This is a genomic window from Marinitoga arctica, assembly GCF_054657315.1.
Genome location: NZ_BAAHYY010000011.1, coordinates 38,331 through 56,455 on the forward strand (window position 1 = coordinate 38,331; position 18,125 = coordinate 56,455).

General features: G+C 24.1%; 19 protein-coding genes. 5 read left to right on the plus strand and 14 right to left on the minus strand.

Annotated features, from left to right (window positions below; genetic code table 11):
• Nucleotides 1-8 precede the first annotated feature (8 nt).
• The gene (locus ACYQ44_RS04545; protein ID WP_459995548.1) at nt 9-866 is read left to right on the plus strand and encodes a carbohydrate ABC transporter permease; all 858 of its coding nucleotides are present in this window, start codon (nt 9-11) and stop codon (nt 864-866) included.
• 25 nt (nt 867-891) lie between these two features.
• Here the strand turns inward: ACYQ44_RS04545 and ACYQ44_RS04550 are convergent, their stop codons facing one another.
• The 11 genes from ACYQ44_RS04550 to ACYQ44_RS04600 are packed head-to-tail and all read right to left on the minus strand — an operon-like array spanning nt 892 to nt 13,980.
• Entirely contained in the window at nt 892-2,589 is a 1,698-nt protein-coding gene (locus tag ACYQ44_RS04550) for an HD-GYP domain-containing protein (RefSeq protein WP_459995550.1), read from the minus strand.
• A gap of 1 nt (nt 2,590) precedes the next feature.
• Nucleotides 2,591-3,949: a GAF domain-containing protein gene (locus tag ACYQ44_RS04555; protein ID WP_459995551.1), complete on the minus strand. Its 1,359-nt coding sequence runs from the start codon at nt 3,947-3,949 to the stop codon at nt 2,591-2,593.
• Nucleotides 3,950-3,959: 10 nt separating this feature from the next.
• Nucleotides 3,960-4,352: a response regulator gene (locus ACYQ44_RS04560; RefSeq protein WP_459995552.1), complete on the minus strand. Its 393-nt coding sequence runs from the start codon at nt 4,350-4,352 to the stop codon at nt 3,960-3,962.
• Between the two features lies 1 nt (nt 4,353).
• Nucleotides 4,354-5,490, minus strand: a complete 1,137-nt coding sequence (locus ACYQ44_RS04565) for an HD-GYP domain-containing protein (protein ID WP_459995553.1) — start codon at nt 5,488-5,490, stop codon at nt 4,354-4,356.
• Nucleotides 5,483-6,568 carry a protein-glutamate methylesterase/protein-glutamine glutaminase gene (locus ACYQ44_RS04570; RefSeq protein WP_459995554.1) on the minus strand — a complete coding sequence of 362 codons (1,086 nt, stop codon included), beginning with the start codon at nt 6,566-6,568 and terminating at the stop codon, nt 5,483-5,485. Before ACYQ44_RS04570 ends, ACYQ44_RS04565 begins: the two co-directional genes overlap by 8 nt.
• Nucleotides 6,543-7,922, minus strand: a complete 1,380-nt coding sequence (locus ACYQ44_RS04575; protein ID WP_459995556.1) for a chemotaxis protein CheW — start codon at nt 7,920-7,922, stop codon at nt 6,543-6,545. Before ACYQ44_RS04575 ends, ACYQ44_RS04570 begins: the two co-directional genes overlap by 26 nt.
• A 12-nt stretch (nt 7,923-7,934) precedes the next feature.
• Nucleotides 7,935-9,848 carry a methyl-accepting chemotaxis protein gene (locus ACYQ44_RS04580; protein ID WP_459995557.1) on the minus strand — a complete coding sequence of 638 codons (1,914 nt, stop codon included), beginning with the start codon at nt 9,846-9,848 and terminating at the stop codon, nt 7,935-7,937.
• A 22-nt stretch (nt 9,849-9,870) separates the two neighbouring features.
• The gene (locus tag ACYQ44_RS04585; protein ID WP_459995558.1) at nt 9,871-11,751 is read right to left on the minus strand and encodes a chemotaxis protein CheA; all 1,881 of its coding nucleotides are present in this window, start codon (nt 11,749-11,751) and stop codon (nt 9,871-9,873) included.
• A 1-nt stretch (nt 11,752) separates the two neighbouring features.
• Nucleotides 11,753-12,124, minus strand: a complete 372-nt coding sequence (locus tag ACYQ44_RS04590; RefSeq protein ID WP_459995560.1) for a response regulator — start codon at nt 12,122-12,124, stop codon at nt 11,753-11,755.
• Complete coding sequence (locus ACYQ44_RS04595; protein WP_459995562.1) at nt 12,099-12,959, minus strand: CheR family methyltransferase; 861 nt, start codon at nt 12,957-12,959, stop codon at nt 12,099-12,101. The genes ACYQ44_RS04590 and ACYQ44_RS04595 overlap by 26 nt, the downstream gene beginning before the upstream one ends.
• On the minus strand, nt 12,952-13,980 hold the full coding sequence (locus tag ACYQ44_RS04600; protein WP_459995563.1) for a HEAT repeat domain-containing protein: 1,029 nt from the start codon (nt 13,978-13,980) through the stop codon (nt 12,952-12,954). The genes ACYQ44_RS04595 and ACYQ44_RS04600 overlap by 8 nt, the downstream gene beginning before the upstream one ends.
• A 99-nt stretch (nt 13,981-14,079) precedes the next feature.
• Here ACYQ44_RS04600 and ACYQ44_RS04605 point away from each other — a divergent pair, with 99 nt between their 5' ends.
• The 4 genes from ACYQ44_RS04605 to ACYQ44_RS04620 are packed head-to-tail and all read left to right on the plus strand — an operon-like array spanning nt 14,080 to nt 16,622.
• Complete coding sequence (locus ACYQ44_RS04605; protein WP_459995564.1) at nt 14,080-14,445, plus strand: response regulator; 366 nt, start codon at nt 14,080-14,082, stop codon at nt 14,443-14,445.
• On the plus strand, nt 14,427-14,924 hold the full coding sequence (locus ACYQ44_RS04610) for a chemotaxis protein CheX (protein ID WP_459995565.1): 498 nt from the start codon (nt 14,427-14,429) through the stop codon (nt 14,922-14,924). Before ACYQ44_RS04605 ends, ACYQ44_RS04610 begins: the two co-directional genes overlap by 19 nt.
• On the plus strand, nt 14,914-16,236 hold the full coding sequence (locus ACYQ44_RS04615) for a PAS domain-containing sensor histidine kinase (protein WP_459995566.1): 1,323 nt from the start codon (nt 14,914-14,916) through the stop codon (nt 16,234-16,236). The genes ACYQ44_RS04610 and ACYQ44_RS04615 overlap by 11 nt, the downstream gene beginning before the upstream one ends.
• Complete coding sequence (locus ACYQ44_RS04620) at nt 16,218-16,622, plus strand: response regulator (RefSeq protein ID WP_459995568.1); 405 nt, start codon at nt 16,218-16,220, stop codon at nt 16,620-16,622. Before ACYQ44_RS04615 ends, ACYQ44_RS04620 begins: the two co-directional genes overlap by 19 nt.
• A 3-nt stretch (nt 16,623-16,625) precedes the next feature.
• On the opposite strand, the gene nadE is transcribed toward ACYQ44_RS04620, so the two are convergent.
• The 3 genes from nadE to ACYQ44_RS04635 all read right to left on the minus strand — a co-directional run.
• Entirely contained in the window at nt 16,626-17,450 is an 825-nt protein-coding gene (gene nadE, locus ACYQ44_RS04625) for an NAD(+) synthase (RefSeq protein WP_459995570.1), read from the minus strand.
• Between the two features lie 19 nt (nt 17,451-17,469).
• Nucleotides 17,470-17,877, minus strand: coding sequence for a response regulator (locus tag ACYQ44_RS04630; RefSeq protein WP_459995572.1), 408 nt, complete (start codon nt 17,875-17,877; stop codon nt 17,470-17,472).
• Between the two features lies 1 nt (nt 17,878).
• A partial coding sequence (locus ACYQ44_RS04635) for an HD-GYP domain-containing protein (RefSeq protein WP_459995573.1) occupies nt 17,879-18,125 on the minus strand: 247 nt, incomplete at its 5' end.

An 18,125-nucleotide genomic window follows, 5' to 3' on the forward strand; every position in this document is an offset into this window, starting at 1 on the left:
GCTTAAACATGGCTTTTATAAAATCTTATAAAACTAAAAAGAAAATTGGAACAACTTTATTATATATATTGGTTATTATAATGCTAATATTTTATATATTTCCATTTTATTATGCTATTTCTTCATCAATAACACCTAATTCTGAATTATTTTCAAAAAATATAAAACTTTTCCCAAAACATCCAACATTCAAAAATTACATACTTGTATTCACCGAAAGGCCTTTCCATCAAAATATTTTAAATTCAGTAATAGTAGCGGGAGCAACAACTATATTATCGCTTATTTTTGGTGCTTTTGCTGGATATGCTGTAGCAAGATTAAAAATGCCAGGAAAGGTTGCTATTATGTCATTAATTCTTGCTGTTAGTATGTTTCCACAAGTTTCTATTTTAGGTGCCTTATTCCAAATATTAAGAAATATGAAATTAATTAATACATATCCGGGTTTAATACTTCCTTATATAGCTCTAAATTTACCATTAACCACCTGGATTTTACATAATTTCTTTAAAGATATACCTATATCAATTGAAGAATCTGCTGCAATAGATGGATGTTCTAAATTTATGACATTATGGAGAATTATAATTCCATTATCTGCACCAGGATTGGTTACAACAGGTTTGTTAACCTTTATAGCTGCTTGGAATGAATTTTTATTTGCCTTAACTTTTATGCAATTACCTGAAAAATATACTGTTCCTGTGGCTATTGCTATGTTTTCTGGGAAAACCTTTTATGAACTTCCATGGGGACAATTAATGGCTGCAGCAGTAATAGTTACTGTACCTTTGGTTGCATTAGTTTTAATATTCCAAAAGAAAATAGTTGCCGGTTTAACAGCTGGTGCTGTAAAAGGATAATAATAATCCCCCATCTGGGGGATTATTATATCTCAGAAATACCTCCAATTGTTCTTATTGATGATTGTCTTCTGAATATTATTCTATATATTGCCGATTGTAATCTTTCAGGTAATTCGAAAAACTTTGCCTCATATTCGCTATAATATACATGCTTCTTCTTAGATATTAATGTAGCAGGAATAAATATTTTTTCACCATATTCTTCAATATATAACATTACTACATCACCTTGTTTGAAAATATCATTTTCATTATTTATACTAAATATTATTCTTTCAGCACCAAAAACCTTACATGTTGCTTGTTTCATTTTTGATTTTAAAACATTCCATATAACAGGGGTTAATTTTTCTTTTAGAATTGGTGTGATCTCATTTTTATGACCTATTAAAAATTTAAAATTCCAAAAAACCTTTAACTTTGATTTTTTTGATTCTATTTTTTCAACAATTTTAATAACATATCCATATGGATTTTTTAATATTACTTGAGCCTTAGCTATTAATGGAAAATCTTTTGTCGTAATTTTTACTTTTAAAATTGCTCCAACATTAATTTGTTCTACAGTTCTTGTATTAATATATAATGTATCCCCTATAACCTTTTCTACAATACCTGTTAATTCTATTAATTCTTCTCCCAAACCTTCATATCTTAAATTAATTGTCTTAGATTGTAAAGTTACTCTTAAAAAATTTCCATTATCAAAATCTGTATAATATATTTTTAATGCTTCAATTGCTGCACGAACAACATTTTTGTCATACATCTTACCTGAATTTTTTTCTAAATGATCAATTATGATTTTAATATCTTCATTTCCTGATAAAACCATTTTTTCATCTATATAATTTGCTACAATTAATATATTCTCTTCAATGCTCAAATCCTTTTTTTTAAAATATCCCGTTCCAGCATTATTTTCATGATGGTTTATAGCTATGTTTACATACGGTTTCATTAAAACATTTCCAAAAAACATTTCTTCAAGTCTTTTTAAATGTACTTCCATTAATGGGTCTTTTTCATTATAATCTATATTTTCCAAATATTTTTCCAATACGTTTTCTGAAAACCATATGTATCCAATATCATGTATAAATGAAGCGATTTGTAATTTATATATACTTTCTTCATCTAACCCCAATAATTCTGCTATAATACCTGTTAAATCAGCAACCCTCAATGTATGATCATATAAAGTCTCTGAATGACTTTGAAGTAAACTTAGATAATTTTTTACAAAAGCTCTTATGGCATATTTTGTATATTTACTAAAATAAATAGTATCAATATTTTTCTCAAATACTGATATAAACCTTAAAAAAACCTCTCTTTTTTCTATCTCAATTTTATCTTTTGATATAATATAAAAAAAACCATAATTTTTCTCTTTTTCTGGTAATAAAACTGTTTTTATAACAAAATTATCAAACTTATTATTAATCAAAAAAGAAAATTCATTTGAAAATGAAACCTTAAATTCTGATTCTCTTTTTTCTTGAAATACATTATACATTTTTTCTGGAATTGAAAAAACAATATCTTCTACATGTTTAAAATATTCTTTATTTAAATTATCAAATGTAAAAATATTTAGAAAGCTTCTACTTTCTAAATTAACAGCAAGTCCTATAAATATCTCATTATTTTGAAATAATGTTCTTGAAAATATATTAATTGCTCTTTTAATTATATCTATATTTAATATTTTAATCACCTCAATCTTTTGCAGGAATTTCTAATTTAAAACATATTTCATTTTCATAAGTATAATATAAATTAATATGATAATTATTTAACATAATCTTTGAGATATTGATGTATTTTTCAAAATCATTAATACTTAATATATCCCCCGTGCATTTTATTTTTAAAATATAAAATTTTTCATTTTTATATAATTCAATATTAAATGTTTTCTCTTTATAAAGTTTTGTGTATTTTATAACTGCAATAATAATATTTAAAACTGCATTAAAAAATATTTTTCTTGATCCAAATATCATAGCAGCATCATCTATTTTTTTATTAAACTTTATTTCTGGATTTAAAAATATTAATTTTTTTTCTATTTCATTTATTACGTCCTTTATTTCTATCAATTCTATACTTTCATTATTATAAAATCTAGATTTATAAGTATTTATAGCATTTTTTATTCTATCAATTAATTTTTTTATTTCATTCACTACATCAGCATATTGTTCTCCTAAAAAAAATATAATTAAATTTAAAGAAGTTAAAGCGCTATTTATTTCTTGAATTAAATCCCATGATACAAAATTCATCAAAAGGGTTTCCTTAGCAAGATCGGAATAATTATCTAAAATTTTATTTAATTCTTCAGCATGTTTAATAAACATGAGTTTCTCAAAAAATTTTATAATTTTTTCTACTACATCTTCATTATAATTATAATTATGCTTAATTTCAAAATATTTATCCCCTATTTTTATTAAACCCTTTTTATTTGGTTTTTTATGCTCTATAATTTTTATATCTATTCCATAATTTTTCTTTAATTTTAAAGTTATTTCATTTATAAATTCAATAACAGTTGATGATTTAGAATACGTTTCTACTATTAATTCTATTACTTGAAGATATTTTTTAAATCTTTCCTTTTCTGTATGCATTTCTTCTAATAATATAATATTATAAATGGAAGGCAATAAATATTTTTTCTCTTTTAAGAGATAATTTAAATCATTTTTAGAAAATTCTTTATTCTTTCTATTTAAATTCATTATACCAATTAATCTATCTTTAAAAAATAATGGAAATATTATTGAAGACTTTATATCTTTTTTCTTTTTTATAATATTAAATTTAGACAAATCTTTATCATTTAAAATGATTGGCTCTTTCTTTTCTATTGCTAACTTATCTATATTTCCAATAGAAAGATGTTTTATATTAATTTTTAAATTTTTCTCGATTTTAAAGATTATATCTTCTCTCTCATTAATAACTAATAAAGATCCTGAATCAACATTTAATTCAGATGTAATTCTATTAAAAATATCATTAATATATTCATTAAATTCATTAAAGGTTAAATTCGAAAAAAAGTCCATTTTTAACACCTCACAGAAGACCTAATGATTTCTTCCACCTCTTTACCCTTTCAACATTTTCTTTTACTAATTTAAGCATATGTTCAGGATCAAATGGTTTTTCAATAAAGTCCGTTGCCCCTAATGTTAAAGCATGAAGAACATAATCAGGACTTGAATATGCCGTCATCATTACCACTGTTGTTAAAGGTGATATTTTTTTTGCTTTTCTCAATACTTCAATACCATCAAGATCTTCCATAATAATGTCTAATAAAATAACATCATATTCTGTATTTTTTATCATTTCAATGGCCTTTACTCCACCTTCAGCTAAATCAACATCATATTTAGCTTGTTCTAAAAATTTTTTTAAAACATTTCTAATAACATTATCGTCGTCAACTACCAAGATTTTACCCATATTATACCTCCTCAAAAAATTTATTTATTTTCAAAAATTTTATAAATTCATCTGTTAAATATGGATCAAATTGTTTTCCTTTGTTTTTTGTTAATTCTTTTATAGCTTCATTTATAGAAAATGCCCCCCTGTATGGTCTTGTTGTTATTATTGCATCAAAAGCATCTGCTATAGTTATTATTCTTGATTCTAATGGTATTTTTTCACCTTTTAATTTATCCGGATATCCTTTTCCATCCCATCTTTCATGATGATGTCTAATAATCTTACCAATTTTTTCAAATCCTTCAAAAGAATTTACTAATTCTTCTCCTTTTACTGGATGTTCTTTTATTTTTTCATATTCTTCTCTTGTTAATGGTTCTTTTTTTAATAATATGCTTTGAGGTATAGATAGTTTACCTATATCATGAAGTGTACTTGCAAGAAATATATCTTCTATTATATCTTCTTTACCTATTGCTCTTGCAAGGGCTGTTGCATAATATGATACTCTTTCAGAATGACCTTTGGTATATGGGTCATAATAATCAACAGCTTTTAAAAATGCAAATGCAGTATTCTTAAGATATTTTTTTTGCTTATCATATAACTCACGCGACATAAAAAATGTAGAGGCTATATTCCCAATTACCTTTATTAAATTTATTTCATGCTTATTAAAATCATTATTTTTTAAATCCAATATTATATAACCATGTAAAGTATATGTTTTTAACGGCACAATAAGACTTTTATGAACATCAATTAATTTTTCTTTAAAATTGTCTATATTTCTTATCTCATCAAAATAGAAGTTTTCCATTAATTCTATATCATCAAAATCATTCCTTAAAATCGCTACTTTATTGTAAAGCTTTTTTGAATGCCCAAATATCGAAATAAATCTAAAAACTTCATTCTCTTTTTTTAAAATACACCCAGATTTTAATTCTGGTAATAACTCAATAAATGCTGATAACAATTTATTTAAATAATTTTCAATCGGCGTATTTAAGTATATATTATAAATTAAATCCATTACTTTAACAAATCTACTATTCAATTCTTCCAATTCTTTATATGAGTATTCTAGTTGTTCATATGCATCTTCCAGTTCATCTTTCATCATTCTTAGTTCTTCATAATTGTTATCCATTTCTTAAACCTACCCTTTTTATTATTTCATTAGCAATTTCATATGAAGGTAAAACCTTATGTACTCCTCCTAATCTAATCGCCTCTCCAGGCATACCAAAAACAACAGCTGTTTCTTCTGATTCTGCTATTGTAAATCCACCCTGTTCCTTTATTTTAACCATTGCCCTTGCTCCATCATTTCCCATACCAGTCATCAAAACTCCAACTGTTTTATCTTTATAAACATTCAATACAGATTCCATCATAATATCAACAGAAGGTATAAATAAATGTTTAGGTATTTTTGAAAGAATTATTTTTTCTCCATTTAAATCCCTTTTTATTTTTAAATGATACCCTCCACGACCAACATATACATATCCTGGTTTTATTTCCATATTTTCTTCTGCTTCAACAACCTTTAATTCACAATTTAAATTTAATCTTTCTGCATACGTTTTTGTAAATTGTGGCGGAATATGTTGAACAAGAAATACTGCAGCATTTAAATTGGATGGCAATTTTGGTAAAACATCATAAATTGTTCTAGGACCACCTGTTGATATTCCTATAGCTACCGCATAATAATTGCTATCTACTGTAGTGATTATCTCTTTATTTATTTTATTTGAAACCTTCTTTTCAGAAAAAAATGTTTTCTTAGCATTTTCAGAAATGGAAAATGTATAGGCTGCATATATTTTTTTTATTAAATCATTCTTTAAATAATATAAATCCTGTGGTTTAGGAATATAATCAAAAGCACCAAGTTCTAATGCTTCATACGCTATAACTGAATGCCTTTCACCAAGAGATGATATTATTATAACTGGAATATTCTTTTTTTCTAAAATATATTGTAAAGCTGTTAATCCATCCATGTTTGGCATTTTTATATCCATTAAAATAACATCGGGATTTAATGAATCTGCTTTCTCAACTGCTTCTATTCCATCTCTAGCTATACCAATTACCTTTATTCTTTCATCAGACTCAACAAGAGTTTTTAATATTTTTCTTGTTAAAGGTGAATCATCTGCTATAAGAATATTTATATGTATAAAGATCACCTCAACTTTTTTTATTTTTAATTGCACTCATATTTTTATTTAATTCAATAATTTCATTTTTATTAAAAACTTTCTTTAAATCAATTATAAGTGCTGTTTCCCCATTATAATCACCAGCTCCTCTAACAAACTCATTATTAGATTCAAATTCGATTAAATCCATTTGTATAATTCCTTTAATTCTATCAACAAGAAATCCTATTTTAAAAATTCCTGTTTTTTGAGTTACTACAGAAGCAATTATTAATCTTGATTTTTCTGTAATATCTGTATTTTTCTTCCAACCAAATCTTTTTTTTAAATCGATAATAGGGATAATTTCTCCTCTAAAATTCATAACTCCTCTAACATAATTCTTAGAATATGGTACTTTTGTTATTTTATCTATTTTACCTATTTCCACTATTGAATTCATTTCAAGCGTATATTTTTCATCGTCTAATTCAAATAATATATATTTTTTATCATTTTTATATTCTTTAATATTTTGCTTTTTAAATGATTCATTCTTTTTATTTAATAACTTTATATTTTCATTAAGTATAAACTCCGTATCTAATACTATTACGGACAAGTCTTTGTATTTTATATAACCTTTAAAACTTGTGTTTTCTTTTATTGCAAATGGAATTTTCTTAACATCATGAACTTCCATCAAAACATTTAATTTATCAATTATTAATGCTGCTTTTATTCCATTACTTTTAATTATTATTAATTTCGTATACTCTGTAATGATTGATTCTTTATCATAAAAATATGTATTTAGATCTATAACAGGTAAAACTTCATCTCTTAAACTTATTATTCCTTTAATATAATGTGGCACTTTGGGAATTTTATTAGGAGCAACATAATTTATTATTTCTTGAACATCGCTAATCATAAACCCATAATTTTCGTTATTTAATTTAAAAATCATAATTTTTTTTAACTTTCTTTTTTCAAATTCTTTCTTTAAATTTTTACTTATTTTTACATCAGATACTTTTGCTTTTTTTATTTGAATTATTTTATTAATATCTAATAATATATAATCTTTGTTTTTATATTTTAATAAAGATTCAACAAAATTAGATTCAGATTCTATTTTACTATCTATTTCATTAAGAATTCCCTTAACTTTGTCCACCATTATTCCAAAAGGCTTTTCACCATTTAATATTATAATCTTAGAAAATTGATCATAATTTCCTTTATAACCTAACCGAATCTTTAAGTTAACAATAGGAATTAACTCTCCTCTTAAATTAACCAGTCCTTCTATATAATCAGGTAAAAGAGGAACTTTTGTTATTTTATTTATAGTAATAGCCTCTCTAACTATATTCATAGGAATGCAATAATTTTGTTTATCGAGATCAAAAATCAAATATCTCATAAAAACACCCTCTTAAATTTGTAATTCATTAGACTGATCCAAAATTTCCTTAATTACATTTATTATTTCATTTATGCCCCTCTCATGTTCAATTGATGCCTTTGAAGCTTCTTCAATTGACGCAAAAGATTCTTCAACAGCGCTTTGAGATTGTTCAACAGCTTTTTTCGATTGTTCAATTGCAATAACTATTTCAGAAATAGAATGTGAAATTTCATTATATTTTTCTAACAATATATCAAAAGTTTTCGTCATTTCTTTTAAAACATATATTGTAGAATTTGCTTCTAATATTTCGGAATATGCTCTTTTTTGATTTTCATTTATATTTTCTTCTGATATTTTTAAACTTTCATTTATCTCATCTAAAATATCATTTATTATTTCAAGATTTTCCTCTGCATCTACAGATAAATTTCTTATATCATTAGACACAACGTTAAATCCATTTCCATATTCTCCGGATTTTGCAGCTTCGATAAACCCAGTAACAGCCAACATATTTACTTGAAGGGTTATTTTTTCCATTTTTGAAATTATTTTGCTTATTTTTTTAAAATTATAATCTGTACTTTTAATATTATTATAAATATCTGAGAATTTATCATTTGATAAATTCATTTGTTTTATTAGTATATCAATTTTATTCCTATTTTTATTTGTTTTTTCATATGTTTCTTTTAAATATTTTTCATCCTTCAAATTCATTTGCTGTAATTTATGCGATAATTTTGCAAATTCTTCAACAATGTTGTTCATATTATCCATTTCTTCAGAAAATATAGAAGAAATTTTTTCTAATTGTGAAAGATGCATTTTAATATTTTCAGAACCTTTTGAAGTCTCTTCAATAATACCAAAAAGCTCATCTGTTGAAGTAGATAATAATTCTAAAGAAGCTCTGTCTTCAGTAGAATTTACTATTTTTTCTGAAACATCTACTAAATTTTGTGTGGCTATTATAATATCTGAAAAAGTTTTTTCCTCTTCCTGTAATGATATTGAAATATCCTCTGATTCTCTAGCTACTTGTTCTGAAAGACTAACAACATTTTCAGCAGAAGCTAAATACTTTTCAGATAATTCTGCAAATGAATTAATTATATTTACTTCTTTTAGAATATTTTCTTTGATCTCATTAAAATTATTTTTTAATGTATTGAAATCTTCTCCTATTTCCTTCCCAATATCTTCTTGTTTTTCGAAAAAATCATTTAAATCATCTAAACTCTTTTTCACAAATTCCATATTTTCTTTTAATTTATTTACATAAATATTAATATTTTTTGCATGTGTTTCAGAAATCTCTGCAAAATTTCTGATTTCCTCTGCAACTACTGCAAATCCGACACCATATTCTTCTGCTCTAGCAGCCTCAATTGCAGCATTTAAAGATAATAAGTTTGTTTGATCTGCAATTAAAACCACAGAGTTTATTGTTTCTACAATTTTTTCAGATTTTGTTTTTAAATTTAGAATATTATCATTAGTTCCTCTATTAAACTCTATTGATTTATTAATAGAATTTAATAGACTTTTAACACTATTAATTGATTGTATTACCTGTACCTGAGATTTATCGGCTTCATATAAAATATCATTAGCAAATTTTTTTATTCCTTCTGAGTTTTTATTAATTTGATATATTGCTGCTCTAATTTCATGTATAGAATTTGAAATTTGCTCTGTTCCTGCACTAATCTGCATCATTGATTTAGAAAGTTCTTCAACACTTGCACCTAATTCTTCAACAGCTGCTAATAATTCTTCTGAAGATGAGGTTAAACTTTCAGCTATAGCCTGTCTTTTTAGTTGTGTTTGTTTTCTTGCCTTTTCTATTGCCCTTCTTTTTGCTTCTTCACGTTTTCTTCTTAACTCCTCACTTGTACTATGTGAATCTGGAATTAATAATTTCTTTTCTTCCATTTCTTTTCCTCCTTCCTAAATTTCATAAAATCAGGTCAAGCGGCTTGAGTATCAAAACAACATCTCCATTTCCCAATATTGTAGATCCAAATATATAATTTTGCTTTATATAATCAGGTAATGGTTTAATTAAAAATTCATTTTCTTCAATAACTTTATCTACCAAAATTGCTATTTTATCTTCATTATAATTTATAATAATAAAAGTCATTAATCCGAAATCAAAATTTCTTTGAATAATCTCTTCATATTTATATTTTTTATTTTCTAAAATCCCTTTTAAATCATATACAGGTATTAAATCATTATTGTATTCTATAAATAATACATTAGAATAATTGTGTAAATTACTCTTGTCCAACTTCACTATTTTCTCTATTTCTTCGAAAGGGAATATATATTTTTCTTTACCGCAATAAAACATAACTCCATCTATAACAGACATAGAATTAGGTATTTTTATAATAAATTTTGTTCCATAGTTTACTTTTGTTTCAACTGAAATTGTTCCATTTAATTTCTCTATATTGTTTTTTACTATATCCATTCCAACTCCACGGCCAGAAATTTCTGTTACTTTTTTTGATGTACTAAATCCTGGTTCAAATATGTAATTTATTATTTCATCATCAGGTAAGTTTATATTATATCCTTTCTCTTTTGCTTTCGCCCTTATTACTTCAGGATCAATTCCTTTTCCATCATCAATCACTTCTATAAAAACATATCCTGTTTCATAATAAACATTAACCTTTATTTCCCCTACTTCATTTTTATTGTTTTTTAATCTCTCATCTATTTGTTCAATTCCGTGATCTACTGCATTTCTAATTAAGTGCGTTAACGGATCCACCAAATTTTCTAAAATCAATCTATCAATTTCAATCTCTCCACCTTTAATCTCAAAATTAATTTTTTTATTTTGATCTTTAGATAATTCCCTAATCAACCTTTTATATTTATATAAAAGTTCTTTTATTGGTATCATTTTTAATTTCATTATTTGGTTTTCCAGCTTAGTTGTAACTTTTTCAAAATTTAAAAAGTTCATTTTATATTTTTTGTATAGCGGAGAAGAAGATTCATATAGTTCCTTTAATAAAATAGTATTTTCACTTTTTAAAATCATCAATTCATTTATTAAGTTCATTATATTATTAAGTTTATTAACTTCAATTTTAATTGTATCTGAAAATTCTGGTTTATATTTTTCTATGTTCTCTATTTTATTTTTTCTAAATACCATTTTTTTAAATTCATTAATATTATTTATTACTGCCACTTTATCATTATTTTTTGCCGCCTCTATAATTTTTTGAAATCTTTGAATTAAATCGTCACTCCCTAAACGCTTTAAAGCGTTAATCGATGGTATGGACATACGTTCTATTTGAGTATTATCATATATTTTAGCATTTTCTAAATATTCAAAAAATTGAAAAACTATGTCTAAAAAAATCTTTAATTTATTATCTATTTTATTTGTGTTATTTTTTATACCTTTTAAATAAGAATCAATATTTACAACAGATTTTCCATTTGTGGGTTTTTCTTTACTTTTGATTGTTTTTGATAAATCTTTTAACAAATCTATTCCCTCATAAATTCTATCAATTTGTTGATTTGCACTTTTTCCTACTATAGTATTTTCAAGAAAATGTGCTATTTTCTCTATTTTTTTTATATTTTCTACATATCCTTTAGGTATTTCCATAGATAGAAGCAGCCTAGAAATACCTTTTATACTATGAAATGCCCTCATTAATGTATTTAAAGAATTATCGTTAGGGTTATCTTCATACTCAATTAATGTATTTTCTGCTAAATTTAAATTTTCTTCAAATTCTTCAGTAAAATCATTTAATATTATATCAACAAAATTTTTATCAAATTGCATTTTCATATTATTCATCCCCAAGTGCAAGCTTCACACTTTCAACAAGTGATTCAGGATCAGAAGGTTTTACAATATAAAAATTTGCCCCAACTTCAAAGCCTTTCATTTTATTAGTAGACTTATCAAGAGTAGTAACAATTATAATAGGAATATCTTTGTAATTTTCATCTTCTCTAATTTTTTCTATTAGTGTATATCCATCTAAATTTGGCATATTTAAATCGGTAAGTATTATATCTATATTACCTTCTCTATATAAAATATCTAACGCCTTTGCTCCATCTTCTGCTTCATATATTTCATATCCAGCAGATTTCAAGATACTAGAATGATAGCTTCTTGTCATCTTTGAATCATCGATTATCAAAATTTTTCGCATTTTCTTTCCTCCCTTTAAAAGGCTTTTTGTATAAAATAAAATCGTTAGCTTTTACTATTTGAAAAGCATTTGTTATTCTATTTATTGACTCTGAATGACCTAAAAATATATATCCTCCTTCATTTAACATAAAATAAAATTTTTCAATAATTTTTCTTCGTGCATCATCTGTAAAATATATAAAAACATTTCTACAAAAAATAAAATCATACTCTTTATCTAATTTTTCATATGTCTCATCTTCCATCATATTCAAATTATATATATTAACTTTTTCTTTAACAATATTTTTTACCTCATAAAGGTCTTCAGTTATTTTTTTTAAATATTTTTTTAAATATTCTTTTGGAACATCTCTAATTGCATATTTATCATATAGTCCAATTTTAGCCTTATTTATCATGTTTTCATCAATATCAAATGCATCTATTTTAAATGAATAATTAGCACTTAACATTTCATTTAAAATTATGGATATTGTATAAGGCTCCTCACCTGAAGCACATCCTGCAGATAAAACTTTTATCTTTTTATCTTTTTTATTCTCTAAAACATCCTTTAATGCGTATTCAGCAAACGTTTGCAATTGTGGGAATTCTCTAAAAAAATATGTTTCATTAACTGTAATTTCACTTATTAGCTTAGATAATTCTACTTTAGCATATTCACTATATTTCAAAAAATTAAAATATATCAATGGATCATCAATAGATAATTTTTTCATTCTTCTTAATACTCTATTTTTAAAAAAATAGATCCTTTTATCTTCAACATAAATTCCTGTTTTTTCATAAATATAATCTCTTATTTGACCAAAATCCATTATATCAATCATTTTCCCATCCCCAATTTGCAATCAACTGTTTAACTTCTTCTGAAAGTTCCATTTTTAAAATTTCATTTTTTAAATCACTGAAATTTCTTTCATTAATTATCTCTAGCGCGGCTATAAAATCTGCGTCTTTTAAATGTTTTATATTTGATTTTAATATTTCAAAAATTTGATCTTCATTTAATCTATCCAAAATAATCAAAATCTCATATTTATTTGATATATTTTCTTTTAAAAATATTGACAAAAGATTGTAAATTTCCTGTTTTAATTCAGGATACAAGGATATAATTCGCAAATTTTTGGAGATAAAATCTAAAAATTCTTTCAAAATTAAGGACTTATTTTCTGATTTTTTAAAAAATTCCATCCCCTCAAATATATTTTTTCTGCTAAAAACATATTTAGAGTAGGGTATATATAAATAAGGACTGATTTCCCCTTTAAATTTATCTTCTACAATTTTATCAGTTATATCATTCCCTATTATTGATAGGGTTTCTAATATAGTTGAAATTAAAAATGGATTTTTTGCATTTAATAATTTTTTTGCAATATTTTCTGCATACTCTTTAGCCTCAAGCAATCCAAGATATTCTATGGCTGCAATTTGATTATTTATATCTGGATCATCAAGACATTTTGCTATTAGTTCTATTGCTTCATTTGTATTTGTTCTATACAAACCATCAAGAGCATATTTTCTAAGATCTTTATCTTCTGATTCTAATAGTTTACCCAAAACTTTAACCTTTTTTGAAATACTCAATAAAGAAAGCACAAATTCTTTTAACAATATATTTTCTTCCTTAAAAATATCAAGATAAATATCTTCAGAAATATTATCTAAATTTAAATGTTTTAATGTATAAATTATAGACTCTTGAATAAATAGGTCTTTTTCATATTTTAACAACTTAAACAAATCTTTAGCATAACTGTTTTTATTTTCTTTAACAATAATTTCTAATGCCTTTAATAATTGTGATTTATCAGATGAATAAAGCATTTCTTTTAAAAGCATAAAACCACCTCATGTATATTTACTTTCTATTAAAAAAATAGTATAATATATGTATATAAATTATATCACAAAAATTTTTCTATCAAAAAGGTGATAATAATGAAAATACTTCATATTGATGATTCAAATCTTTCTTTGAAAATGTTAAAATCTTCATTAGCTTTATTTTTCAAAAATGCTGATATTACATCAATAAAACCTGATAAATATTTTGAATATGAGAATAAATTAAATGATTTTGATATTATAATTGTTGATTTAACTATGCCAATAATTTCAGGGTTTGAAATTATTGAAAAATTAAAAAAAGACAAAATAAATGCTTTTATTGTTGTGTATTCTGCAAACGTTCAAAAAACAGTTAAGGAAAAATTAAAAGTCAATATGTTTATTGAAAAACCTGTAACTGAAGAACAAATAATATTATTAAAAAGGAAGTATGAATTATGGAAAGAAAAAAAATAATTACCGGAATTAAAAAATCAGAAAATATATTAAAAAATTTAAGCGGTTTTGATATAATAATGGAATTTGATAATTTATCAATTTTAAAACTACACGAAATTGTTAATGATAAATCTTACATAGTATATCAAGCAGCTGCAAATAAAGAAAAAAAATGGGATTTTTATTTCACGATGCTTTCAGATGATTTTTTGAAATTTTTAGCATTAATAGAAAATTATTCAAGAATAGAAAGTTTAATGGCTGAAGATGTTTTGGATTCATTTCTTGAAATAGGTAATATAATTTGCGGGAACGTTATTAGTATTCTAACAAACAATAACGATGAAGTTAGATTTTCTATTCCTATATTGTTAAAATCTTCAGAAATTAAAGATTTTAAAGTTAATGCTATAAAAATTAAATTTGAAGTAAAAGATACTGATATCGCAGGTTATTTGCTCTTTGCTTTTAATGAAGGTGAAAATAATGAATATTGATATTGAAAATCTATTAATTCCAATAGCCATTATCAATAAAAATGGAAATATAATAAAAAGTAATTTTTCCTTTAGAACTTTTTTTGATAATAAAAATTTTTTTGATTTATTAAATGAAAATTATAGAAATATAATTTATAATGTATTAAATGAAAAGGCTGTGTTTTATTTTACAGAAAGAAAAAATAAAAAAATGCTAAAACTAAAACATTTTTTCACTATTAAAATACACCCTGTTAATGACATATTTGTTGTTGAATTAATACCAAAAAACAAAGAACTTATAGTGGATAATTCTATTAATAAAAAATTATATATACTTTATTCTTTAGTTGATTTTTCTATAAATATTAATAATCTTTATTATTCCTTAAATACCCTTGATAAAAAAGAAGTTATAGAAAATTTTATTAATATATTGCTTGAATATAATTTAATCTCATCTTATTCAAAAGAAAAAATATACAAAAACTATTTTGAAATGTTTAATACTAAAATATACTATAAAATTAATGCTATGCCTATAAATATTAAAAATTATATATTAAAAATCATTGACATTCATTCAAAATCCCTTGAAATTGTTTTTGAAAGTTTAAATTCTAACAATAAAAAAAACTTTGAATATTTAAGCGTTGCCAATAATTTAATTGTAGGTATGTTTCATGAAATCAATAATCCATTGTCTATATCGCTAATGAAAACAGAAATGCTTTTGGAACAAATTGAAGAAAAATATAAAAAAGATATAAAGATAATATCAGATAATCTATATAAAATAATTGAAATAACGAAATTGTTTAAAAATATTGTTAAGGGTGATGAGATTCAATCAAAACTAAACTTAAATGATATACTACAAGATGTAGTAAAATTTATGCGTTATAAAACAAATCAAAATATAAAAATTAATTTAAGTATTAACTTAAGTATACCGCATTATATTATGGGAAATCGCCAGGAATTGATGATTGTATTTTCAAACTTAATAGAAAATTCAATAGAAGCTATAATGGAAAAAGGTGGAAAAGGTATAATAAATATATGTTTAAGTGAATTACCTACATTTTACAATGTTATTATTGAAGATAATGGCACTGGAATTTCAGAAGATAATATAAATAAAATTTTTGAGCCCTTTTTTACAACAAAATCAAAAAGAGGTTTGGGATATGGTTTGTTTTTTGTATATAACATATGTTTAAAGCATAATATCAAAATAAATGTTGAAAGTTCTCCGAGTAAAGGTACAAAATTCATCTTAAAAATACCTAAAATAAAGGAGGAAGAAATATGGCTTGGAAAATCTTAATTGTCGATGATGAACAAGGTATAAGAGAAGTTCTAAAAGATTATATTGAAATGAAATTTGATCATACAATAATTGAAGCTGTTGAAAATGCTGATGCTGCCCTAAAAAAACTAAATGAAGATCAATACCATGTTATATTATTAGACATTGTTATGCCTGGTATGGATGCTTTTGAATTCTTAAAAAAAGTAAAAACAGTAAATTCATTAATACATGTAATAATGATTACTGGAAATTCTACAATGGAAAGAGTTTTAGAAGCCATTGAAGCTGGTGCTGATGACTATATATTAAAACCATTTTCAACAAAAGAAATTGAAGACATATTAAAATGTTCTTTTTCAAAAATAGAAAGATGGAGAAATGCTTTTAAAAACTCATTTTAATTATTATAAATGGATGTTTTTTATTTCTCTATATTTTGAAGCGTCTAAGATCTCCTTTACTTTTTTTACCATTTTATCATTTTCATCTGATAAATCTTTATTATTTTCTAATTTAATTAAGATTCTATCTAAATCCTTATAATTTATACCCATTGCATATTCATCAGTTATTCCTGGTATTAAATCGGGAGATGGTGATTTGTTTATTATTTTTTCTGGTATTTTTAATTCCTTTGCTATTTCAAAAACTTGTGTTTTGTATAAATGCATTATAGGTTCTATATCCACAGAATCATCTCCATATTTTACATAAAAACCTGTTTTTAATTCTGTTTTATTTGTTGTTCCTATAACTGCATAATTTATCTGTTCCGCATAAAAATATAATAACACCATTCTAATTCTATGTTTAATTCTATAATATGCTAAACCTTTTAAAAATTTATTATCTCCTTTATTTTTTAAATCACTTATATAATTTCTTTTTTCAAATTCTTTTTTTACATAATTCTCTTGTATCTTTCTTGGAATAAAAAATGTAGGTGGTTCTAATCTATAAACCCCGATTTTTCTTAATATTGGGGTTATATTTATTATTTTATATTCAATATTTAAAAATTCACAAACCATTTTTGCATCATTTAATGCTTCAGGACTAGAATCCCTTTCTGGCAAAATTAATCCTTTAACATTATTTTTTCCTAATGAATTTACACATAACTTACCCACTACAGCAGAATCTATCCCGCCACTAATACCAATCATCGCCCCATTATAGCCATATTTATTAACACTTTCTTTAATAAAATTCTTTATTTTTTCAATCATAAATATCATCCTTTTAATTTTATAATGATTTATTCAATACATACTTCCATCTATTTAATTTTCTAATACTGTATTCTAATACTTCTTTAACATCATCAACTGAAAATGGTTTAATAATATAATCATCAGCTCCACTTTTTATCGCTTTTATTATATTACCATAATTGTTATAAGCTGTAGCTACAATCACTTGTATTAACGGATTAATTTTCTTAACTTTATTTAAAAAATCAAAAGCATTCATGCCTGGCATCATTATATCAAGAAATATTATATGAATTGATTTTTCTTCATTTAATATATTTAGCCCTTTATCAGCATTTTCTGCTTGAAATACTTCCATATTATTAACTTCATTTAAAACATATTCATTTAAAATTTCTCTTGATGTAAAATCATCATCAACTATCATTATTCTCCATTTCAAACTATTTCCCCCTTTCATAAAAGGTTTTTATTTTGTCTTTCATTTTGCATAATGCTTCTACAACATCTGGAGAATACAGTATTCCACTAAATCGTTTTATTTCATCAAACCCTTCTTTTAACTCTCTTTTTTCTTTGTACACTCTTTTAGAAACTATAGCATCGAAACTATCTACAACACCTACTATTAAACCTTCTATTGGTATTTCGTTTCCCTTTAAACCTTTTGGATAACCACTTCCATCCCAT